Consider the following 22105-nt stretch of genomic DNA (forward strand, 5'->3'; position numbering starts at 1 on the left):
CGGCGTGCGCCAAGTCGCTATAATTTCGCCATGTCCGAATTCTCCGAAACGCCTGCGGGCACCGCGGCCACGGCCGCACCTTCCGACGCCTCCCGCGCGGCGCCCGTGCCGCGTCCGTTGCGCGCCATCCAGCCGCTCCCCGATCAATTGATCAGCCAGATCGCCGCCGGCGAAGTGGTCGAGCGGCCGGCGTCGGTAGTCAAGGAGCTGCTCGAGAATGCGCTCGACGCGGGCGCGCGGACGCTGCGCATCCTGCTCGACGAAGGCGGCGTCAAACGCATCTCGATCACCGACGACGGCTGCGGCATCCCCGAGAACGAACTCGTGCTCGCCCTGACGCGCCATGCGACCAGCAAGATCCGCTCGCTTGCCGAGCTCGAAGCGGTCGCGACGCTCGGGTTCCGCGGCGAAGCGCTGGCGTCGATCGCGTCGGTCGCGCAGATGAGCATCACGAGCCGCACCGCAGATGTGCCGCACGCGGTGCGCATCGACGCGGAAACCGGCGTGCTGAGTCCCGCCGCCGGCACCCAGGGCACGACGATCGAAGTCCGCGAGCTGTACTTCAACACCCCGGCACGCCGCAAATTCCTGAAAAGCGAACAGACCGAACTCGGCCACTGTCTTGAACAGATCCGCCGCGCCGCGCTCGCGCGGCCGGACGTCGCGATCTCGGTGCTGCACAACGGCAAGGCCGTCGAGCATTGGAACGCGAGCGAGCCGCCCGCGCGGGTTGCGAAGATTCTCGGCGAGACGTTCGCGACCGCCCATCTGCCGCTCGGCGAATCCGCCGGTCCGCTTGCGATCTACGGCTGCGCCGGTCTGCCGACCGCGAGCCGCGGTCGCGCCGATCAACAGTATTTCTTCGTCAACGGCCGCTTCGTGCGTGACAAGCTGCTCACGCACGCGGTGCGCGCCGCGTATGAAGACGTGCTGCACGGTGAGCGTTATCCGTCGTACGTGCTGTTCCTCGATTTGCCACCCGAAGGCGTCGACGTGAACGTACATCCGTCGAAAATCGAGGTGCGTTTCCGCGATTCGCGCTCGATCCACCAGTTCGTGTTCCATGCGGTGCAGCGCGCGCTCGCTCGGCACGCGGGCGCGTCGCCTGAAACGACGGCGGGCGGGCATGCGGCGCACCTGGAACCGTCGGCCGGTGGACCGGCTCCATCTGGTTCGACGCCGCCGGGTGTCACAAGCGGCGTAGCCGACGGCATTGGCGCGGGCGCCGGTCTTTCGAGCGGCGCGGGCTTCGGCGCGGGAAACCGCGGCGGCCTTGGCGGCGGCAGCGGCTTCAGCAGCTTCGGCGCCCCGGGCGCCTCGCAGCCTGGCAATACGTGGATGCGCCAGGCACGCATGACGCAAGGCACGCTGCCGGTCGCGCAACCGCTCGCCGGTTACGACGCGCTGTTCGGCCGCAAGGATCCGCTTGCCGGCCGGGTCGAAGGCGCGTCGCTGTTCGAAGCGCGCGACTCCGCAACCGACGCGACGTCGCCATACGACGCAGCGCCGTTCGCGCAGCGCCCGGCTGCCCCCGCATTCGACGCCACCGACGACCAGCCGCTCGGCTTCGCGCTCGGCCAGGTCCACGGCATCTACGTGCTCGCGCAGAACCGCCATGGGCTCGTGATCGTCGACATGCATGCGGCACACGAGCGCATCCTGTACGAGCAGTTCAAGAGCGCGCTCGCCGACCGCGCGATCGCCGTGCAGCCGCTGCTGATCCCGCAGACGATGCAGGCCGATCCGGTCGAAATCGGCACGGTCGAGGAAGAGCGCGATACGCTCGATGCACTCGGCTTCGACCTCGCGGTGCTGTCGCCGACCACGCTCGCGATCCGCGCAGTCCCCGCGTTGCTGAAGGACGCCGACCTGCAAGCGCTTGCGCGCGCGGTGCTGTCCGACCTGCATGCATTCGGCGGCTCGCGCGTGCTGACCGAGCGTCAGCACGAACTGCTCGGCACGCTCGCGTGCCATCACGCGGTGCGCGCGAACCGGCGTCTGACGCTCGACGAAATGAACGCGCTGTTGCGCCAGATGGAAGCGACCGAGCGCGCCGATCAGTGCAACCACGGGCGTCCGACCTGGTATCAGCTGACGCTGGCCGATCTCGATCGGCTGTTCATGCGCGGGCAGTAACGGCGCTGCGTTTCGATCACACCGTTGCGCCGCGCGCCCGCTTGCCCATGACGTCACACCCTACCCCCATCCCGTGCCTGCTCGGTCCGACCGCGTCCGGCAAGACCGCCGCCGCGCTCGCGCTCGCCGCGCGGCGGCCGGTCGAAATCATCAGCGTCGACTCGGCGCTCGTCTATCGCGAGATGGACATCGGCACCGCGAAGCCGACCGCGGAAGAACGCGCGGTCGCGCCGCATCATCTGATCGATATCGTCGATCCGGCCGACTCGTACTCGGCCGCGCAGTTTCGCGCCGATACGCTGCGGCTCGTCGGAGAAATTCATGCGCGCGGGCGGCTGCCGCTGCTGGTCGGCGGCACGATGCTTTACTACAAGGCGCTCACGCAGGGGCTCAACGACCTGCCCGCCGCCGATGCCGAAGTACGCGCGAGACTCGACGCCGACGCCGCCCGCGACGGCTGGCCGGCGCTTCACGCGCGGCTCGCCGCGCTCGATCCGGTCACGGCCGCGCGTCTCGCGCCGAACGATTCGCAGCGCATCCAGCGCGCGCTGGAAGTGTTCATGCTGACCGGCCAGCCGATGTCGACGCTGCTCGCCGCGCCCGCGCGCACCGACGACGCCGCATCGGCACGCTTCGTGCCGGTCGCGCTGGAGCCGTCCGAGCGTGGCGAGCTGCACGCGCGCATCGAGCAGCGCTTCGATTCGATGCTCGCGCACGGTTTCGTCGATGAAGTGGTGAAGCTGCGCGCGCGCGGCGACCTGCTGCCGGAGATGCCGTCGATGCGCTGCGTCGGGTATCGGCAGGTGTGGGCATACCTCGATGGCGCGGTCGACTATCGGACCATGCGCGACAAGGGCGTCTTCGCGACGCGGCAACTCTGCAAGCGGCAGCTCACGTGGCTGCGCAGCATGCCGGAAAGACAGGTGGTGGATTGCTGCGATCCGCACGCGACGGCGCGGGTGGTGGAGTTGATCGAAACGCTGGTTTGAGGCGCCGATCAGCGTTGGGGGAATCGGAGGGACGTAAAGCGGGAATTTGAAGCGGGAAATGTGAAACAAAGGATTCGAAGCCAGCGCGGCGCACCATTGCGGCACGCCGCCCTCGTCAACCTTTAGACCACGACCGTCTGCGCTTCACCCGCTGCGCTTTCACGGACCGTGCCGATCTTCCAGACCTGCTCGCCCGCCGCGGACAGCAGACCGATCGCCGCTTCGGCATCCGCGGCCGACACGATCACCGCCATACCGATACCGCAGTTGAACACGCGGTGCATTTCCGCATCGGCGACGCCGCCGTGCTTCTGCAGCCACGAGAACAGCGGCGGCAGCGGCCACGCGCGATGGTCGAGCTCGGCCGTCAGGCCTTCGCGCAGCACGCGCGGAATGTTCTCGACGAGGCCGCCGCCCGTGATGTGCGCCATACCATTGACCTCGATCTGCTGCATCAGCGCGAGCAGCGGCTTCACGTAGATGCGCGTCGGCGCCATCAGCGCGTCGGCGAGCGTGCGGCCGTCGAAGTCCGCGTTCAGATCGGGATTGGCACGCTCGATGATCTTGCGCACGAGCGAAAAGCCGTTCGAATGGATACCGCTCGACGCGAGCCCGAGCACCACGTCGCCCGACGCGATCTTGCTGCCGTCGATGATCTTGCTCTTTTCCACCGCGCCGACCGCGAAACCAGCCAGGTCGTATTCGCCGTCCGGGTACATGCCCGGCATTTCCGCGGTTTCGCCGCCGATCAACGCGCAGCCCGACAGCTCGCAGCCGTGCGCAATGCCCTTCACGACGGTCGCCGCCGTGCCGACGTCGAGCTTGCCGCAGGCGAAATAGTCGAGGAAGAACAGCGGCTCGGCGCCCTGCACGAGGATGTCGTTGACGCTCATCGCGACCAGATCCTGGCCGACCGTGTCGTGCTTGTTCAGCTGGAACGCCAGACGCAGCTTGGTGCCGACGCCGTCGGTGCCGGACACGAGCACCGGTTCCTTGTACTTCTTCGGCACTTCGAACAACGCGCCGAATCCACCGATGCCGCCCAGCACGCCGTCGCGCAGGGTCTTCTTGGCAAAGGGCTTGATGGCGTCGACGAGGGCGTCACCCGCATCGATGTCCACGCCGGCGTCGCGATACGACAAACCTTGGGCCGAATCGGTTGAATGCTCGGCGGATTTCGGTTGATTCATGGGGAAAAGCTCGAAGGTCGGTAAAATGCGATTTTACCCGATGCTGGCCGCCTGGCTGGAATTCACGCGTTCCGACGATATCCTGGAAACGACATTGCAACACGACACCCCGATTCCGGCGCCGCCGACCCGCGCAATTGCGCCAGCCGTGCTTCGCGACGCGCGGCCTCACGACCCGGCGAGCACGCTTCACGACAACTGAGCGCCTGGCAACCTTCCAGGCCTCGAGGTTCGGGCCACTCGCGGCCTGAGCCTCATTTTCGGCATTAACCTACTGTGCTTCGTCAACTGACGCTCGATCTCGGCACCCCGCCGCCATCGACATTCGACAATTTCTTCGCCGGCGCGAACGCCGAGCTGGTCACGCGCCTGCGTGAGCTCGACGACGCGCTCGCCTCCGGACCGGTCGCCGATCGCACCTTCTACATCTGGGGCGAAGCCGGCAGCGGCCGCACGCACCTGCTGCAGGCGCTCGTGCACGAAGCGCCGCCGGGGCATGCGCGCTTCGCCGGGCCGCAAAGCAGCCTCGCCGCCTTCGGCTTCGATCCGCGCGTCGCGCTCTATGCAATCGACGACTGCGACGCGCTGTCGGCCGCGCAGCAGATCGCCGTGTTCAACCTGTTCAACGAAGTGCGCGCGCATCCGACCAGCGCGCTCGTCGCCGCGGGCAACGCGGCGCCGATCGGCATGACGGTGCGCGAAGATTTGCGCACGCGCCTCGGCTGGGGACTGGTGTTTCACCTTGCGCCGTTGCCCGACGACGCGAAGGCCGCGGTGTTGAAACGCGCGGCGCGCGAGCGCGGCATCATGCTGGCCGACGACGTGCCCGCCTACCTGCTCACGCACTTTCGCCGCGACATGCCGAGCCTGATGGCGCTGCTCGACGCGCTCGACCGCTTCTCGCTCGAACAGAAACGCGCGGTCACGCTGCCGCTGTTGCGCACGATGCTCGCGTCGCCCGACCCCGCCGCCGCACCGGGTTCACACGCCGCTCTTCCCGCTTCAAGTAAAATAGGCGCCCATGGCTAACCTTGCACTCTTCGATCTCGACCACACGCTCATTCCCACCGACAGCGACCACGAATGGGGCCGCTTCATGGTGAAAAAAGGCATGGTCGACGCCGAAAATTTCGCCCGTGAAAACGATCGCTTTTACGCCGACTACAAGGCCGGCAAGCTCGACATTCACGCTTATCTGATCGCCATGCTGACGCCGCTCGCGAAGTACACACGCGCGCAGCTCGCTGACTTTCACGCGCAGTACATGCACGAGGTCATCTCGCCGGCCATCCAGCCGGTGGCGCTCGAACTCGTGAAACAGCATCGTGAAGCGGGCGACCTGTGCTGCGTCGTCACCGCGACCAACGAGTTCATCACGCGGCCGATCGCGCAGGCGTTCGGCGTCGACACGCTGATCGCGTGCGAGGCGGAGACCGTCGGCGGGGAGCCGCACGGCGCCTACACCGGTCGCCCCACCGGCACGCCGAGCTACAAGGAAGGCAAGATCGTGCGCACCGAAATGTGGCTCGCGTCGCTCGGCAAGAGCTGGAGCGACTTCGAGCACAGCTATTTCTATAGCGATTCGCACAACGACATCCCGCTGCTCGAAAAAGTCACCGATCCCATCGCGACCAATCCGGACGACACGTTGCGCGCCCATGCGCAAGCCAAAGGCTGGCGCATCCTCGAACTCTTCCAACCCTCGTGATCAAGAAACTCATCCGCAAGCTATTCGGCCAGGACACGGCGACCGCTGACGACACGCTCTCCGCCGCCGCCAGCGTCGACGGCAATGCCAATGGCAAGCCGCCGGCGCGCGGCAAGTCCGTATCCGGCACGACCGTATCCGGCACGACCGCTTCCGGCACGGCCGCGCGGCCGCGCCGCAAGTCCGCAAGTGCCGCTGCTGCCGCGCAAGCGCCGCGCGAGCCGGACGTACCCGTCATCATTCCGCACGACGTGCACGGCATCGACCCCACGCTGATCTCGCGCAATGCGATCCGCGTGACCGAGGGCCTGCAACAGGCGGGCTTCCGTGCGTTCATCGTCGGCGGCGCGGTGCGCGACCTGCTGCTCGGCGTCAAGCCGAAAGACTTCGACGTCGCGACCGACGCGACTCCCGAACAGGTGCAGAAGCTGTTCCGCCGCGCGCGCATCATCGGCCGGCGCTTCCAGATCGTGCACGTGCAGTTCGGCCAGGAAATCATCGAAACCTCGACGTTCCGCGCGCTGGTCGATCCGCCCGCGGCCGACGCGCCGCCGCCGAAGCGTCTGAAGCGCGACGAGCTCGACCGCCGCACCCACGCGGTCGATGCGAGCGGCCGCGTGCTGCGCGACAACGTGTGGGGCGAACAGCACGAGGACGCCACGCGCCGCGACTTCACGATCAACGCGATGTACTACGATCCGGCCACACAAACGGTGCTGGACTACCACAACGGCATGGCCGACATGCGCGCGCGCCTGTTGCGCATGATCGGCGACCCGGCCACGCGCTATCGCGAGGATCCGGTGCGCATGCTGCGCGTCGTGCGCTTCGCCGCCAAGCTCGACTTCGACATCGACGACGCCACGCGCGCGCCGATCGAGAAGATGGCCGATCTGATCAACAACGTGCCCGCCGCGCGTCTGTTCGACGAAATGCTGAAGCTGATGCTGTCGGGTCACGCGCTCGCGTGCCTGAAGTGGCTGCGCCAGGAAGGCCTGCATCACGGGCTGTTGCCGCTGCTCGACGTCGTGCTCGAGCAGCCGACCGGCGAAAAATTCATTTCTCTGGCACTCTCTAACACAGATGCACGCGTGCTCGCCGGCAAGCCGGTGTCGCCGGGCTTCCTGTTCGCGACGCTGTTGTGGCACGACGTGCAGCAGCGCTGGCAGAAGTTCGAGGCCGAAGGCGAGTATCCGGTGCCCGCGTTGCATCGCGCGATGGACGAAGTGCTCGACATGCAGACCGAAAAGCTCGCGATCCACAAGCGCTTCTCGGCCGACATGCGCGAGATCTGGGGCCTGCAGCTGCGCCTCGAAAAACGCTCGGGGCGCAGCGCGCTGAAGCTGCTCGAACACCAAAGATTTAGAGCGGGGTATGATTTCCTCCTGTTGCGCTGCGCATCGGGCGAACTCGACGAGTCGGTCGGTGCATGGTGGACGGAGTTCATCGAAGGAGACGTCGCCGCGCGCGAGACATTGCTCACGCAAGGCGGGAAGGACCGGAGCCCAAGAAAACGACGGCGGCGCGGTGGCGCCAGAAGCCGCAAATCAGGTGACGGAGTGGAGGGCGGCTCGTCCGCCGAACGCACGGACAACGACGCGGGCCTCGAAGGCTCGCACGAAGACTGACGCGGCGTTCGCGGAAAAGCCGTCAAAACGATAGTTGCAGGAAGATATGCCATGACGGTTGCTTATCTTGGCCTCGGCGCGAATCTCGGGGACGCGCGCCAGACCCTGAAAGACGCGGTGGTGTGCCTCGCACAACAGCACACCATCACCGTGCTCGCCAAATCGAGCCTGTATCGCACTGCCCCGATCGACGCGGGCGGCGACGACTTTTTCAACTGCGTCGTGAAGCTGGAAACGACGCTCCCCGTGCGGCATCTGCTCGCGCTGTGCCACAAGATCGAGCATCAGTTCGGCCGTGAGCGGCCGTTCCGCAATGCGCCGCGCACGCTCGATCTCGACATCCTGCTGTATGGCGATCAATCGATCGACGAAGCCGATCTGATCGTGCCGCACCCACGCCTCGTCGAGCGCGCGTTTGCGCTGGTGCCGCTCGTCGAGATCGACGCGGCGATCGTCATTCCGCTGCATGGCCGGGCCGCCGCGCTGCTCGACAGCGTGAGCGATCAGCGCATCGAGAAAGTAAATTCGCCCTGCCAGTGCCCGATGCTCAATGCGCTGACCGGCAATTCCGCCGAAAAAGGCCGTTGCGAATGAGTTCGCCGCCGCTCACGGTCACCGCGCCGCAACTGCGCCCGCCGTTCGGCTATATCGCGATCGAAGGGCCGATCGGCGTCGGCAAAACCTCACTCGCGCGGCGCCTCGCGCAACGCTGGTCGATGCACGAACTGTTCGAACGCTCGCAAGACAATCCGTTTCTTGAACGCTTCTATCGCGACACCACGCGCTATGCGCTACCGGTGCAGTTGCACTTCGCGCTGCAACGCGCGCAGCAGGCGCAGGAAGTCAGCGCCGCGCAGGCGAGCGGCACGCCGCTGATCGCCGACTTCATCACGCAGCGAAACGACATCTTCGCGCGTCTGACCTTGCAGGAAGACGAGTGGCAGTTGTACCGCGCGCTTGCCGTGCGGCTCGACGTCAGCGCGCCGGAGCCGGACTTCGTCGTTTATCTGCAGGCGAGCCCAGAGGTGCTGTTCGCGCGCATCCAGAAGCGCGCGGTGCCGATGGAGCTGCAGATTTCCGATGCCTATCTGCGCGCGCTGTGCGACGCGTACAACGAATTCTTCTACCACTACGACCGCACGCCCGTGCTGACGGTCAACGCCGAACACCTGAATCCGCTCGACTCCGACGCGGACCTTGCGCTGCTCGCCGAACGCATCGAGACGATGCGCGGCCGCAAGGAATTCTTTGTCAAAGCCACGTCGCTGTAAGCGGCGCGGCTAGTTCATTTTTCTCACTGGATTGACCATGACTTATTTGCAGGAAGCGAGCCGGAGCGCGATCACCGTGCCGAAACTGCAGGCAATGCGCGACGCTGGTGAAAAAATCGCCATGCTCACCTGTTACGACGCGAGCTTCGCCGCGCTGCTCGATCGCGCGGGCGTCGACGTGCTGCTGATCGGCGACTCGCTCGGCAACGTCCTGCAAGGCCAGGCGACCACGCTGCCGGTGTCGCTTGCCGACATCGCGTATCACACGGCGAGCGTCGCGCGCGCGCGGCCGTCGGCGCTGATCGTCGCGGACCTGCCGTTCGGCACCTACGGCACGCGCGAGGACGCATTCAGGAGCTCGGTCGAACTGATGCGCGCGGGCGCGCAGATGGTCAAGCTCGAAGGCGGCGAATGGCTCGCCGACACGGTGCGGTTTCTGGTCGAGCGCTCGATTCCGGTGTGCGCGCATGTGGGTCTCACGCCGCAGTCGGTGCATGCGTTCGGCGGCTTCAAGGTGCAGGCCAAGACCGAAGCGGGCGCAAGCCAGCTGCTGCGCGATTCGCTCGCCGTGCAGGAAGCCGGCGCGCAATTGATCGTGATGGAAGCGATCCCGTCGCAACTCGCGGGCGAGGTCACGCAGCAGCTGCGCATTCCGACGATTGGTATCGGCGCGGGCCTCGGCTGCTCGGGTCAGGTGCTGGTGCTGCACGACATGCTCGGGATTTTTCCTGGCAAGCGACCGCGCTTCGTGAAGGATTTCATGCAGGGACAGCCGAATATTCAGGCGGCCGTCGAGGCGTATGTGCGGGCGGTAAAGGACGGCACGTTTCCCGGCGCCGAGCACACGTTCTGATGCTTCATTGCCGCGCGAGCGCGCGGCATTCCCGTATTTTTCAGTGCTTTAACCAACAAGCCGTGCCGGCACCGCGCCGCGCAACGCGTTGCACACGAGCAGCGCTTCGGCGTTCAGCACATCCGCCCGCGTCAGCACTTTTTCACCTGCCCGCAAGCCCGACGCGTCGTCGAGCAACACGCTTCGCATTACACCCGGCAGCACGCCTGACGCGAGCGGCGGCGTCCACCATTGTCCCGCGAGCTTCACGAACACGTTCGACCTGCCGCCTTCGGTCAGTTCGCCCCGTTCGTTGAAAAACAGCGTATCGAAGGCGCCCTTCGCTTCGGCTTCGCGCCAGCCGCGGTCGTAGTCTGCCCGGCGCGTAGTCTTGTGGCGCAGCAGCGGATCGGCGGCGTGGGTCGGCGCGAACTGCGCTTCGGGGCCGAGCAGAACACCAACGATCGCATCCGCCAACGGCGCAAGTATCGCGGCCGAGATCTGGGTCACCCCGCTCTTGCTCAAAGCAAGCCGCATTCGATGCGGCATCTGCGCCGGGAGCGTGGCGCACCGCGCTGAAATCTCCCCACGAATGCGCGCTTCGTCGAACCCGAAGCCAAGCGTCGCGGCGCTCGACGACAAGCGCCGCAGATGCCGCTCGACGTGCCGTACGCCGTCTTCCCGCGTCGCGAACATCGTTTCGAACAGTTCGAAACCCGGCTCGGCGCCCATCAGAAAACGTGCTTTCAATCGACACTCCTCGTGCTCGTCGGCGGCCACGCTATCGAGCACGATGCCCGCGCCGATGCCCATGCTGCCGCGCAGACCGTTCGTGCCACCGTCTGACGCCGATGACGCAGTCAACGTCAACGTGCGAATCGCGACCGACATGCAAAAGTCGCCGCAATCGTGATCATCGCCCGGCGCATCGAGCCAGCCGATCGCGCCGGTATAGAGCCCGCGCGGCGTGCTTTCCAGTTCGTCGATCAACTGCATCGTGCGATGCTTCGGCGCACCGGTAATCGAGCCGCAGGGAAACAGCGCGCGCAGGATCGTCGCGAACGAGGTGCCGTCGAGCAACGTCGCCTCGACAGTCGACGTCATCTGCCACACCGACGCATACGGCTCGACCGAAAACAACGCCGGCACGCTGACCGAGCCTATCTGCGCGACTCGCGACAGATCGTTGCGCAACAGATCGACGATCATGACGTTCTCGGCGCGGTTCTTCGGATCGGTCGCGAGGAACTCGGCGTTACCCCGGTCGACGGCAGGATCTTGCGAGCGCGGCGCGGTGCCCTTCATCGGCCGCGCGCGCAACGTCGGGCCGTGCTTTTCGACGAACAGTTCGGGCGAACACGACAGCACCCACGCATCGTCCGGCAACGCGATCAGCGCGCCGAACGACACGGGCTGGCGCGCGCGCAACCGCCGATAGAACGCGAGCGGCGAGCCGAACACGTCGAAGCCGAGGCGGTACGTGTAGTTGACCTGATAGGAATCGCCCGCGCGCAGGGCGGCGTGAATCGCGTCGATCGCCGCGTGGAACTCGGCGCGATCGACGCTCTCGCGCACGTTCGCGGTGCCCGCGACCGACGGCTCGAGAGCGCCGTTGTCCCGCGCCGTCAGCCAAGCGTCGACCTCGTCGCGCGAAAGCTTCGCACAACGTTCGAACAATAAAAAACGCAGCGTGGCATTGCCACGCTGCGTTTCAGAAGACCGGCGCGCATCGAAACCCATCAGCGCGCGGCCAAATTCATAATCGGCGAGCACAACGGCGTGCAAGCCGCTCCGGGTATCCGCCGCGACGCTTTCGCACACGGCTTCGAGCTGCGCCGCCTCCGTGCAGACCCTCTCGCGCACGAAACCCGTGTACAAGCGGCTCGACGGAAGCGCCGCCGTTGCACCGCAATCGTCGAGCAGCGCGAACGCCGCGCCGCGACTGTCCACCGTCATACTGACCGCCGAATCAAATCAATCGAAAAAGCTCTTTACGCGATCGAACCAGCTCTTGCTTTGCGGACTATGCCGCGAACCGCCTTCCACGAGCGCCTTTTCGAACTGCTTGAGCAGATCGCGCTGCGCTTCGGTGAGCTTGACCGGCGTTTCAACCTGCACGTGTACGTACAGATCGCCGGCGATGCTCGAACGCAGCCCCTTGATGCCCTTGCCGCGCAAACGGAACGTCTTGCCGGACTGCGTGCCTTCCGGCACCGTGAAGCTGGCGCGACCGGCGAGCGTCGGCACCTCGATATCGCCGCCGAGCGCCGCGGTAGTGAACGGGATCGGCATCTGGCAATGCAGATCGTCGCCGTCACGCTCGAACACCGAGTGCTGCTTGATATGAATCTCGACATACAGATCGCCCGACGGACCGCCGTTGATGCCCGGCTCGCCGTTGCCGGCCGAGCGGATGCGCATGCCGTCGTCGATACCGGCCGGGATCTTCACTTCGAGCGTCTTGGTTTCCTTCACCTTACCCGCGCCGTGGCAGTGATTGCACGGCTCGGGGATGTAGGTGCCGGTGCCGTGGCACTTCGGGCAAGTCTGCTGGATGCTGAAGAAGCCCTGCGACATGCGCACCGAACCCGAGCCGCTACAGGTCGGGCAGGTTTCCGGCTTGGTGCCCGGCTTCGCGCCCGAGCCATGGCAGACTTCGCACGAAACCCAGCTCGGCACGCGAATCTGCGTGTCGTAGCCGTGCGCGGCCTGCTCGAGCGTGATTTCCATGCTGTAGCGCAGATCGGCGCCGCGGTACACCTGCGGGCCCGCGCGGCCGCCTCCGCGTGCGCCGCCGCCGGCCGCCTGGCCGAAGATGTCGCCGAAGATGTCGCCGAATGCATCGGCAAAGCCGCCGAAACCTTGCGCGCCGGCCCCACCCATATTCGGATCGACGCCCGCGTGACCGTACTGATCGTACGCGGCGCGCTTTTGCGAATCCGACAGCATTTCATAGGCTTCCTTCACTTCCTTGAAATGCTCTTCCGCATCCTTGTGGCCCGGATTGCGGTCGGGGTGGTGCTTCATCGCGAGCTTGCGATAAGCCTTCTTGATTTCGTCGTCGCTCGCGTTCTTTGCGACGCCCAGAACCTCGTAGTAATCCCGTTTCGCCATATCGGTTCAACGCCGCCGCGCAAAGCGACGCGGTAGCTCCTTGTGAATGCTGTGGAGTCTCGCGACTCGTCCGGTCGCTGTCTGCGCCGCGCCAGGGCACGGTTCAAAACAACGCCCTCCATAAAACGAACGTGCCCGGAGAGCCCCAAAAAGGCTCGCCAGGCGCGAAAACCGCTCTTGCACTTTGGGCGCCCCGGGGGCGCCGTTCTCGTGCAGCCGGGCCGCGCACATTGCTGTGCACGGCTTTACGGTCGGATGCCGACCTGGCTTTAGTCTTTCTTCACTTCCTTGAAGTCAGCGTCGACCACATCGTCGGCCTGCTGGCTCGCACCCGCCGATGCACCGGCACCGCCCGCCGCGCCCGCCGCCGCTTCGGCACCCTGCGCAGCCTGCATGTCGGCGTACATCTTCTCGCCCATCTTCTGCGAGGCCGTGGCCACCGCTTCGATCTTCGCTTCGATCGCGGCTTTGTCGCTCGAGTTGCTCTTCAGCGTGTCTTCGAGGTCCTTCAACGCGGCTTCGATCTTGTCCTTCTCGCCAGCTTCGAGCTTGTCGCCGTACTCGGTCAGCGCCTTCTTCGTGCTGTGGACGAGGGCGTCACCCTGGTTGCGGGCATCGGCCAGTTCACGCAGCTTGTGATCTTCTTCCGCGTTCGCTTCGGCGTCCTTCACCATCTTCTCGATTTCGGCTTCGGACAGACCCGAGTTCGCCTTGATCGTGATGCGGTTCTCCTTGCCGGTCGCCTTGTCCTTCGCGCCGACGTGCAGAATGCCGTTCGCGTCGATGTCGAAGCTCACTTCGATCTGCGGCACGCCGCGCGGTGCCGGCGGAATGCCTTCGAGGTTGAACTCGCCGAGCAGCTTGTTGCCCGCTGCCATTTCGCGTTCGCCCTGGAACACCTTGATCGTCACGGCGCCTTGATTGTCATCAGCCGTCGAGTAGACCTGCGCGTGCTTGGTCGGGATCGTCGTGTTCTTGTTGATCATCTTCGTCATCACGCCGCCGAGCGTTTCGATGCCGAGCGACAACGGGGTCACGTCGAGCAGCAGCACGTCCTTGCGGTCGCCCGACAGAACCTGGCCCTGAATCGCGGCACCAACGGCCACGGCTTCGTCCGGGTTCACGTCACGGCGCGGGTCCTTGCCGAAGAACTCCTTCACCTTTTCCTGCACCTTCGGCATACGGGTCATACCGCCGACCAGGATCACGTCGTCGACTTCACCGACCTTCACGCCCGCGTCCTTGATCGCGACGCGGCACGGCTCGATGGTGCGTTCGATCAGGTCTTCGACCAGCGCTTCCAGCTTGGCGCGCGTGATCTTCAGGTTCAGGTGCTTCGGACCCGATGCGTCCGCCGTGATGTACGGCAGGTTGATTTCGGTCTGCTGGCTCGACGACAGCTCGATCTTGGCCTTTTCAGCCGATTCCTTCAGGCGCTGCAGCGCGAGCACGTCTTTCGACAAATCGACGCCCTGCTCCTTCTTGAACTCGCCGATGATGTAGTCGATGATGCGCTGGTCGAAGTCTTCGCCGCCGAGGAACGTATCGCCGTTCGTGGATAGCACTTCGAACTGCATTTCACCGTCGACGTCCGCGATTTCGATGATCGACACGTCGAACGTACCGCCGCCCAGGTCGTACACCGCAATCTTGCGATCGCCCTTTTCGGCTTTGTCCAGACCGAACGCGAGAGCCGCGGCGGTCGGTTCGTTGATGATCCGCTTGACTTCCAGACCGGCGATGCGGCCGGCGTCCTTGGTTGCCTGACGCTGGCTGTCGTTGAAGTACGCCGGCACCGTGATCACGGCTTCCGTGACGGTCTCGCCAAGGTAGTCCTCAGCGGTCTTCTTCATCTTGCGCAGGACTTCGGCGGAGATTTGCGGCGGCGCGAGCTTCTGGTCGCGCACTTCGACCCACGCGTCACCGTTGTCGGCCTTGATGATCTTGTAGGGCATCAGGCCGATGTCCTTCTGCACTTCCTTCTCTTCGAAGCGGCGGCCGATCAGGCGCTTGACCGCGAACAGCGTGTTCTTCGGGTTCGTGACCGACTGACGCTTGGCCGGCGCGCCGACCAGGATCTCGCTGTCATCCATGTAAGCGATGATCGACGGCGTGGTGCGCGCGCCTTCCGAGTTCTCGATGACCTTGACCGAGTTGCCTTCCATGATCGCCACGCACGAGTTGGTCGTGCCGAGGTCGATACCGATGATTTTGCCCATTTTTACAAATCTCCTGACTTTGATCGCTGCGGAAAGCGCCCGGTTGACCCATTTGGCGGCGGGACGATCCGCTCTCAATTCATACCTGCACTCAAAATAAGTGCGGCCACATCGTTTTCAAGACCTCTTTTGCGATGCGGTCTTTAATTTTTTTCAATCACGGGGCGAGGCGCCTGAATCTTCGCTGCGAGCCCGCTCCGTCAGTCTGCGCGGCGCTCCCGGCGTGGTTCGCCGGAAGTGCCTGAATCGATGGGATCTTTGCGGCACGTAGCGAGGCGAAGCGACGCAGCAGACGCCACCGGCGCAAACGCCCGGAGCGAGTGTCGACGTGATTACTTCGGCGCCGCGACGGTCACGAGCGCGGGACGCAGTACGCGATCCGCGATCACAAAGCCCTTTTGCAGCACCGCGACGACGGTGTTCGGCTCCTGGTCGGCCGGCACCATCGAAATGGCCTGATGGCGATGCGGATCGAACTTTTCGCCGACCGGATTGATCGCCATGACGCGCCCCTTCTCGAGCGCGCCGTTCAACTGCCGCAGCGTGAGCTCGACGCCTTCGCGGACCTTCTGCAAGTCGTCGGACGAATGGGCGACGGCCGCCTCGAGACTGTCGACCACCGGCAGCAGATGCTCGGCGAAGCTCTCGATCGCAAACTTGTGCGCCTTGGCGACGTCTTCCTGAGCGCGACGGCGCACGTTTTCGGTTTCGGCCTTCGCGCGCAGGAAGCTTTCCTGCAACTCGGCGATCTTCGCCTGAGCGTCGGCCAGCGCCTGCTCGGCGGCACCCTGGGCCGGTTCCGCGGGGGCGCCGGTGTCCGGCTGTTGAGCAGCGGCCCCAGCCGCCTCGGCGGCCTGGCGCGCGGCTTCGTCGGCGGGCGTGGGATTCTGGCTCGTCGGGTTCTCTTGCGTGTTTTCCATGTCGCTGAAAGTCGTTAAAAAGTAAAAGCCAAAGGCGGTGCAAGCCGTTCCGACACAGTACGATTCATGCTTTGCAAAATCGCGACACGCGTCTTCGCGCCGATCCGCCAGACCGGACCCCAGATGGGGCCTGAAAAAGCCGTTTCAAGCGGGTCGAGGGTTTTTTCGCACCACCGACGTGCAGGCGAAATGCGCCGTAACAAGCCTCACCGTGGCGCAATCAGATAGAGATTGAGTGCAGCCCGCAACTGACCTATTCTCCAGTCATGGAGCAGCAACGCCACGTTAACCCTAATCTGACGTAAGCGTTACCGACACCTGACAGTCGTTCCGATAGCCTGTTTCAGCCCATCAAGGGGAGTACCGTGAAACTGACCTTTGCAATCGGCGTGGTCGCACTGGTACTGATCGCGGGCACCACGACCATCTGCATGTCCGGTGCGGTCAACGACCACACCACCGAGTACGGCGGCGCACACGCCACCGTGGAGCAGTTTCTCAATCCCCACCTGAAAATCTGTCGATAGTGCGCCGGTCGCGTTTGGTCGGTCGGCCGTGCAGCGCGGCGGCCGGCTCGTGGTAGACCTTGCGCCGTTCCTGCTCGACCTGCCGCTTCGCCTTGCTCTGCGCGGTTTCCACATAAAGCGTCTGCGCGACGCTCGCCGGACCGCGTACGTCGCATACGCCCAGCACCTCCACCTGCCACACGTAGCGCTCGATCTCGATTTCGACCAGATCGCCGACACGCACGTCCTTCGCCGGCTTCACGGCGACGCCGCCGATACGCACCCGCCCCTTGTCGACCGCCTCCGCGGCCAGCGAACGCGTCTTGAAGAAGCGCGCGGCCCACAGCCATTTGTCGATGCGCAGTTTCGCGCCCGGTTCGGTTGAAATGCGGTAGTTCATCTGCGTATTCAAGCTCCTGTCGTGTGCGGCACCGGCACCGCCTGCACGGGCCAGCCCTGCAGATGCTGCGCAACGATTTCGCCAAGCGCGGCAACCCACGGCTGCGACGCGTTCAGACAGGCGATCCGGTGAAACTCCTTGCCACCCGCCTGCAGAAATTCGCCGCGCACTTCCATGCCGATTTCCTCGATCGTTTCGAGGCAGTCGGCGGTGAAACCCGGGCAAAACACGTCAGCACGCCGCACGCCTGCCGCGCCGAGCTCCTTCAACGTCGGCGCCGTGTAGGGCTGCAGCCATTCGGCATTGCCGAAGCGCGACTGGAACGTGATGCGGCATTCGACCGACGTCAAATCGAGCGCCTGCATCAGCAGCGCGCCGGTCTGCTGGCATTGCTCGTGGTACGGGTCGCCGAGGTCGAGCGTGCGCTTGGGCACGCCGTGGAAACTGAGCACGAGCTTGTCGCCCGCCGCGAAATCGGGGCGGCCGTGCAGATGCCAGTAGTGGTGCACCTGTGCGGCGAGCGCCGCGATGTACGCCGGGTGATCGGCGTACTGGCGCACGGTGCGGACTTCCGGCTGGTTGCGCATGCGCTTGAGCGCGGAAAAGGCTTCGTCGAACGCGGTCGCGGTGGTCGACGCCGAATACTGCGGATACATCGGCATCAGCAACACGCGCTCGGCGCCCGCGAGCTTCAGCTGGTTCAGCATTGCCGGAATGCCGGGCGTGCCGTAGCGCATCGCGTAGTCGACCAGCACCGTGTAGTCGTTCAGTTGCAGCAGATGGCGCAGGCCCTCGACCTGCTTTTCGGTGTGGACGCGCAGCGGTGAGCCCTCGGGCATCCACACCGCCGCATACTTCTTCGCAGAGCTGCGGCCGCGCAACGGCAGAATCAGCAGACGCAGAATGAGCTGCCACAGCAGCGCCGGAATTTCGACCACGCGAGGATCGGACAGGAACTGCGCGAGGTAGCGGCGCACCGCGCGCGGCGTCGGCGCGTCGGGCGTGCCGAGATTGATCAGCAACACGGCGACGCGATGCGACGTGGCGTTCTGTGAAGGCCGCTCGAGGTCGAAGCGCATAGGTAGCAGAAATCACCGCATTTTGCGGCGAGTCGATTCAATGGAGATTCATTATAGCGGCGCGGGTTCTGCCCGGCGCCGCCAGAGACCCCTGGCCATTCGGACGATTGGCAGACACCGCGCGTTCGCGCATCATGGTCGCCACGGACTGCGATGACGACAGTTCCGCGGAGCCCGAGGACTACTGCTGGCTGAGCGTCATGGACAACAGCCGCGCGGTTATGTCCACGATCGGAATCACGCGGCTGTAGGCCATGCGGGTCGGTCCGATCACACCGAGCGTGCCGACGATCTTGCCGTTCACCTCGTACGGCGCGGTGACGACGCTCATTTCCTCGATCGGTACCAGATTCGATTCGCCGCCAATGAATATTTGCACGCCCGCCGCGTGACTCGACACGTCGAGCAACTGAAGGAGGCTGGTCTTCTGGTCGAACACATCGAACAGCTTGCGCAGGCGCGCCATGTCCGACGAAAGATCGGCGACTTCGAGCAGATTGCGCTCGCCCGAGATCAACACGGTCTCGCCGGTGTCGGATTCGTCGGTGCTGGCGGTGACGGCCGCGTGCATCAGCGAGGTCATGTCGCCACGCAGCTCGTCGATTTCCTCGCGCAGGCGGCGGCGCACCTCGTCGAACGAGAGGCCCGCGAAGTGCGCGTTGATGTAATTGGAGGCTTCCACCAGCTGCGAAGGCGAAAAGTCGCGCTGGGTGGCGAGAATGCGGTTTTGCACGTCGCCTTCGGGCGTCACGATGATCAGCAGAATGCGCTGGTCGGACAGGCGCATGAATTCGATCTGCTTGAACACGTGGCTGCGACGCGGCGTGAGCACGACGCCGGCGAACTGCGACAGATTTGACAGCACGCTCGCCGCCGCGGCGACAATCTTCTGCGGCTCGCCCACCTGCAGCGTGGTCTTGACGGTGCGCGTCACCGCCTCCTCGTCGGCGGCGGATTCGACGGTCAGCATCGTGTCGACGAACAGGCGGTAGCCGCGTGGCGTCGGAATGCGCCCTGCCGACGTATGCGGACTGATCACGAGCCCCAGATCCTCGAGGTCCGACATCACGTTGCGGATCGTGGCCGGACTCAGTTCGAGGCCCGAATAACGTGACAGCGTGCGCGAGCCGACCGGCTGACCTTCGGCGATGTAGCGCTCAATCAGCGTTTTGAGGAGGGTTTGTGCGCGAGGATCTAGCATGACGAAAAATTTTAGCTCAATGGCATCGCAGCCGAGAGCGCCCGCGGCGCCCGCTCCCGGCGAATGCACCGCCGTCGGCGGGCTCGCATGTCATCGGGTCTTCACCATTCTAACGATAATCGCGACGTACGCAGACGCCCTGCGTGCGCCGCCCCACAACCGGGTTGGTCTGCGGTTCTTTTCAGGCCCTACCTATGGTGTAATGCCGGCATGCAAGTGACCAGCCAGTTCAAGACCGTCGCGCTCGTCGGGCGCAGCAATACGCCAGGCATCGGCGAGCCGCTGACCGCGCTCGCCGCCTGCATCGCGAAGCTCGGCCTGGAAGTCGTGTTCGAAGCCGACACCGCCGCCGAAATCGGCGTGACCGACTATCCGGCGCTGCGTCTCGCCGAGATCGGCGCGCGCGCCGACGTCGCCGTGGTGCTCGGCGGCGACGGCACGATGCTCGGCATCGGCCGCCAGCTCGCGCCGTATCGCACGCCCTTGATCGGCATCAACCACGGGCGGCTCGGCTTCATCACGGACATTCCGATCTCCGACATGCGCGAGATCGTGCCGCAGATGCTGTCCGGCAATTTCGAGCGCGAGGAGCGCGTGCTGCTCGAAGCGCGCATCGTGCGCGACGGCACGCCGATCTACCACGCGCTCGCGTTCAACGACGTGGTGGTCAACCGCAGCGGCTTCTCGGGCATGGCGGAGTTGCGCGTGTCGGTCGACGGCCGCTTCATGTACAACCAGCGCTCGGACGGCCTGATCGTCGCGACGCCGACCGGCTCGACCGCGTACGCGCTGTCCTCGCAGGGGCCGATCCTGCATCCGCAACTACAGGGCATCGTGCTCGTGCCGATCGCGCCGCACGCGCTGTCGAACCGGCCGATCGTGCTGCCGGACGAATCGAAGGTCAGCATCCAGATCGTTTCCGGGCGCGAGGTGAACGTCAATTTCGACATGCAGTCGTTCACGTCGCTGGAGCTCGGTGACACGATCGAGGTGCGCCGTTCGCGCCACACGGTGCCGATGCTGCATCCGGTCGGCTACAGCTACTATGCGACGCTACGCAAGAAGCTGCACTGGCACGAGTACCCGTCGCACGAAGAAGACCCGAGGCCGTAAGCGGCACTTTGATTTCGCACGCCGCCGCGGCCGCCACCCGAATCCCAAGCTCACCCGACGACCTCCATGCTTCGCCACCTCTCGATACGCGACTTCGTCATCGTCGCCGCGCTCGATCTCGAATTCGACAGCGGCTTTACCGTTTTCTCGGGCGAAACCGGCGCCGGCAAATCGATCCTGATCGACGCGCTCGCGCTGGCACTAGGCGCGCGCGCCGAGGCGAGCGTCGTGCGCACCGGCGAGAGCCGCGCCGACATCACCGCGGAGTTCGAGACGCACGCACAGGTCGATCAATGGCTCGACACCCAGGCGCTCGGCGCGGCCGACGACGGCCAGCACGGCGGCACCGTGATGCTGCGGCGGGTGGTCGACGCGAACGGCCGCTCGCGCGCGTTCATCAACGGTACGGCGGCCACGCTCGCGCAGCTGCGCGAGGTCGGCGAGATGCTCGTCGATATTCACGGCCAGCACGCGCACCAGTTGCTGATGCGCCCGGACGCGCAGCGCGAGCTGTTCGACACGCACGCGGGCCTGTCCGACCTGGCCGCCGCCGTCACGCGCGCGTGGCGCACGTGGCGCGACAAGGCGCAGGTCGTCGAGCACGCGCAAACGCGCGATCGCGAGCTGCAACTCGAACGCGAGCGACTCGCGTGGCAACTCACCGAACTCGACAAGCTCGCGCCACAGCCGGGCGAATGGGAAGAAGTCAACACCGAGCATCGGCGGCTGTCGCATTCCGCGAATCTGATCGACGGCGTGCAGGGAGCGCTCGGCGCGCTGTCCGAATCGGACGACGCGATGATCACGCATCTCGGCTCGATCGTGTCGAAGGTGCGCGACCTCGCGGAGATCGATCCGGCGCTGAACGACGTGCTCGCCGCGCTCGAACCGGCCGAAATCCAGTTGCAGGAAGCCGCGTATTCGCTGAGCCACTACGCGCAGAAGCTCGAGCTCGATCCGGAGCGGCTCGCGCAGGTCGAAAAGCGCCTCGACGCGCTGCACGCGGCTGCGCGCAAGTTCCGCCTGCGGCCTGAGACGCTGCCGGAAGAACATGCCGAGCGGCGCAAGCAATTGGCCGCGCTCGACGCCGCCGCCGACCTCGACGGCCTGCGCGCCGCCGAAGCGCAAGCGAAGGAAGTGTTCGTCGCCGAGGCGAAAAAACTGTCGAAGGCACGCGCGAAAGCAGGCAAGGCGCTCGGCGAGGCGGTCACGACCGGCATGCAGGAACTGTCGATGAAAGGCGGCAGCTTCGAGGTCGCGCTGGTGCCGCTGCCCGAAGGCGGCGCGCACGGGCTCGAGCAGATCGAGTTCCGCGTCGCCGGTCATGCCGGCGTGCCGCTGCGGCCGCTCGCGAAGGTTGCGTCAGGCGGCGAACTCGCGCGTATCAGTCTCGCGCTCGCAGTGATCGCGAGCGCGGCCAGCCCGACACCGACCCTGATCTTCGACGAAGTGGATACGGGCATCGGCGGCGGCGTGGCCGAAGTGGTCGGACGGCTATTGCATCAGCTCGGCGAGGCGCGCCAGGTGCTGTGCGTGACCCATCTGCCGCAGGTCGCCGCGCGCGGCGATCACCATTTCCAGGTCGCAAAGATGAGCAACGGCACCGGCGGCACGCTCAGCAGCGTGAGCTCGCTCGACAAGGCGAGCCGCATCGAGGAAGTCGCGCGAATGCTCGGCGGCCTCGAAATCACGGCGACCACGCGCAAGCACGCGAAGGAAATGCTGGCCGCCTGAAATTGCGCCGCGCATAGCCGGCCGCACACGGCTGAGTCGGCTTGGCCGGGACGTCACACCGATCC

20 protein-coding genes are annotated in these 22105 nt (G+C 65.4%); 12 read left to right on the plus strand and 8 right to left on the minus strand.

All coding sequences use genetic code 11. From position 1 onward, the window contains the following. Window positions 1–30: 30 nt before the first annotated feature. Together mutL and miaA are read left to right on the plus strand one after the other, a co-directional pair. Complete coding sequence (mutL, locus tag HDG34_RS22630; protein ID WP_184062280.1) at window positions 31–2136, plus strand: DNA mismatch repair endonuclease MutL; 2106 nt, start codon at window positions 31–33, stop codon at window positions 2134–2136. Window positions 2137–2183: 47 nt separating this feature from the next. Beyond that, window positions 2184–3125 carry a tRNA (adenosine(37)-N6)-dimethylallyltransferase MiaA gene (gene miaA, locus HDG34_RS22635; RefSeq protein WP_184062282.1) on the plus strand — a complete coding sequence of 314 codons (942 nt, stop codon included), beginning with the start codon at window positions 2184–2186 and terminating at the stop codon, window positions 3123–3125. A gap of 122 nt (window positions 3126–3247) precedes the next feature. Here the strand turns inward: miaA and purM are convergent, their stop codons facing one another. Continuing rightward, the gene (purM, locus tag HDG34_RS22640; RefSeq protein WP_184062284.1) at window positions 3248–4315 is read right to left on the minus strand and encodes a phosphoribosylformylglycinamidine cyclo-ligase; all 1068 of its coding nucleotides are present in this window, start codon (window positions 4313–4315) and stop codon (window positions 3248–3250) included. Here purM and HDG34_RS22645 point away from each other — a divergent pair. The 7 genes from HDG34_RS22645 (at window position 4314) to panB (ending at window position 9775) form a co-directional block, all read left to right on the plus strand. Beyond that, on the plus strand, window positions 4314–4517 hold the full coding sequence (locus HDG34_RS22645; RefSeq protein ID WP_184062286.1) for a hypothetical protein: 204 nt from the start codon (window positions 4314–4316) through the stop codon (window positions 4515–4517). The genes purM and HDG34_RS22645 overlap by 2 nt on opposite strands. A gap of 74 nt (window positions 4518–4591) precedes the next feature. Beyond that, entirely contained in the window at window positions 4592–5344 is a 753-nt protein-coding gene (gene hda, locus HDG34_RS22650; protein WP_090803130.1) for a DnaA regulatory inactivator Hda, read from the plus strand. Further along, window positions 5337–6023 (plus strand): HAD family phosphatase, encoded by a 687-nt coding sequence (locus HDG34_RS22655; RefSeq protein ID WP_090803128.1) that lies wholly within the window; start codon window positions 5337–5339, stop codon window positions 6021–6023. The genes hda and HDG34_RS22655 overlap by 8 nt, the downstream gene beginning before the upstream one ends. Then, the gene (gene pcnB / locus HDG34_RS22660) at window positions 6020–7651 is read left to right on the plus strand and encodes a polynucleotide adenylyltransferase PcnB (RefSeq protein ID WP_184062287.1); all 1632 of its coding nucleotides are present in this window, start codon (window positions 6020–6022) and stop codon (window positions 7649–7651) included. The genes HDG34_RS22655 and pcnB overlap by 4 nt, the downstream gene beginning before the upstream one ends. A 51-nt stretch (window positions 7652–7702) precedes the next feature. Beyond that, window positions 7703–8245 carry a 2-amino-4-hydroxy-6-hydroxymethyldihydropteridine diphosphokinase gene (gene folK / locus HDG34_RS22665; RefSeq protein ID WP_184062288.1) on the plus strand — a complete coding sequence of 181 codons (543 nt, stop codon included), beginning with the start codon at window positions 7703–7705 and terminating at the stop codon, window positions 8243–8245. Further along, window positions 8242–8922, plus strand: a complete 681-nt coding sequence (locus tag HDG34_RS22670; RefSeq protein WP_090803123.1) for a deoxynucleoside kinase — start codon at window positions 8242–8244, stop codon at window positions 8920–8922. The genes folK and HDG34_RS22670 overlap by 4 nt, the downstream gene beginning before the upstream one ends. A 37-nt stretch (window positions 8923–8959) precedes the next feature. Continuing rightward, the gene (panB, locus tag HDG34_RS22675; protein ID WP_184034424.1) at window positions 8960–9775 is read left to right on the plus strand and encodes a 3-methyl-2-oxobutanoate hydroxymethyltransferase; all 816 of its coding nucleotides are present in this window, start codon (window positions 8960–8962) and stop codon (window positions 9773–9775) included. Window positions 9776–9823: 48 nt separating this feature from the next. Here panB and pabB read toward each other — a convergent pair whose 3' ends face one another. From pabB to grpE, 4 genes are all read right to left on the minus strand, one after another. Beyond that, window positions 9824–11710 carry an aminodeoxychorismate synthase component I gene (gene pabB, locus HDG34_RS22680; RefSeq protein WP_184062289.1) on the minus strand — a complete coding sequence of 629 codons (1887 nt, stop codon included), beginning with the start codon at window positions 11708–11710 and terminating at the stop codon, window positions 9824–9826. 18 nt (window positions 11711–11728) lie between these two features. Continuing rightward, window positions 11729–12868 carry a molecular chaperone DnaJ gene (dnaJ, locus tag HDG34_RS22685; protein WP_018419484.1) on the minus strand — a complete coding sequence of 380 codons (1140 nt, stop codon included), beginning with the start codon at window positions 12866–12868 and terminating at the stop codon, window positions 11729–11731. A gap of 269 nt (window positions 12869–13137) precedes the next feature. Then, window positions 13138–15087: a molecular chaperone DnaK gene (dnaK, locus tag HDG34_RS22690; RefSeq protein WP_018419483.1), complete on the minus strand. Its 1950-nt coding sequence runs from the start codon at window positions 15085–15087 to the stop codon at window positions 13138–13140. A gap of 332 nt (window positions 15088–15419) precedes the next feature. Further along, complete coding sequence (gene grpE, locus HDG34_RS22695) at window positions 15420–16007, minus strand: nucleotide exchange factor GrpE (RefSeq protein WP_184062290.1); 588 nt, start codon at window positions 16005–16007, stop codon at window positions 15420–15422. Between the two features lie 365 nt (window positions 16008–16372). Here grpE and HDG34_RS22700 point away from each other — a divergent pair, with 365 nt between their 5' ends. Continuing rightward, window positions 16373–16534 (plus strand): hypothetical protein, encoded by a 162-nt coding sequence (locus tag HDG34_RS22700; protein ID WP_167368620.1) that lies wholly within the window; start codon window positions 16373–16375, stop codon window positions 16532–16534. On the opposite strand, the gene HDG34_RS22705 is transcribed toward HDG34_RS22700, so the two are convergent. From HDG34_RS22705 to hrcA, 3 genes are all read right to left on the minus strand, one after another. Continuing rightward, complete coding sequence (locus HDG34_RS22705) at window positions 16506–16913, minus strand: RNA-binding S4 domain-containing protein (protein WP_018419480.1); 408 nt, start codon at window positions 16911–16913, stop codon at window positions 16506–16508. The two genes, HDG34_RS22700 and HDG34_RS22705, sit on opposite strands and share 29 nt — an antisense overlap. Window positions 16914–16921: 8 nt before the next feature. Beyond that, entirely contained in the window at window positions 16922–17992 is a 1071-nt protein-coding gene (gene hemH, locus HDG34_RS22710) for a ferrochelatase (protein WP_090803115.1), read from the minus strand. Window positions 17993–18173: 181 nt separating this feature from the next. Then, window positions 18174–19193 carry a heat-inducible transcriptional repressor HrcA gene (gene hrcA / locus HDG34_RS22715; protein ID WP_184062291.1) on the minus strand — a complete coding sequence of 340 codons (1020 nt, stop codon included), beginning with the start codon at window positions 19191–19193 and terminating at the stop codon, window positions 18174–18176. Window positions 19194–19403: 210 nt separating this feature from the next. Here hrcA and HDG34_RS22720 point away from each other — a divergent pair, with 210 nt between their 5' ends. Beyond that, a complete protein-coding gene (locus tag HDG34_RS22720; RefSeq protein ID WP_184055543.1) occupies window positions 19404–20306 on the plus strand; it encodes an NAD kinase in 903 nt (300 codons plus the stop codon). Window positions 20307–20372: 66 nt separating this feature from the next. Next, window positions 20373–22040 (plus strand): DNA repair protein RecN, encoded by a 1668-nt coding sequence (gene recN, locus HDG34_RS22725; RefSeq protein ID WP_184062292.1) that lies wholly within the window; start codon window positions 20373–20375, stop codon window positions 22038–22040. Window positions 22041–22105 lie beyond the last annotated feature (65 nt).

The sequence above is a fragment of the Paraburkholderia sp. HC6.4b genome (genome assembly GCF_014200875.1).
Classification (GTDB): Bacteria; Pseudomonadota; Gammaproteobacteria; order Burkholderiales; family Burkholderiaceae; genus Paraburkholderia; species Paraburkholderia tuberum.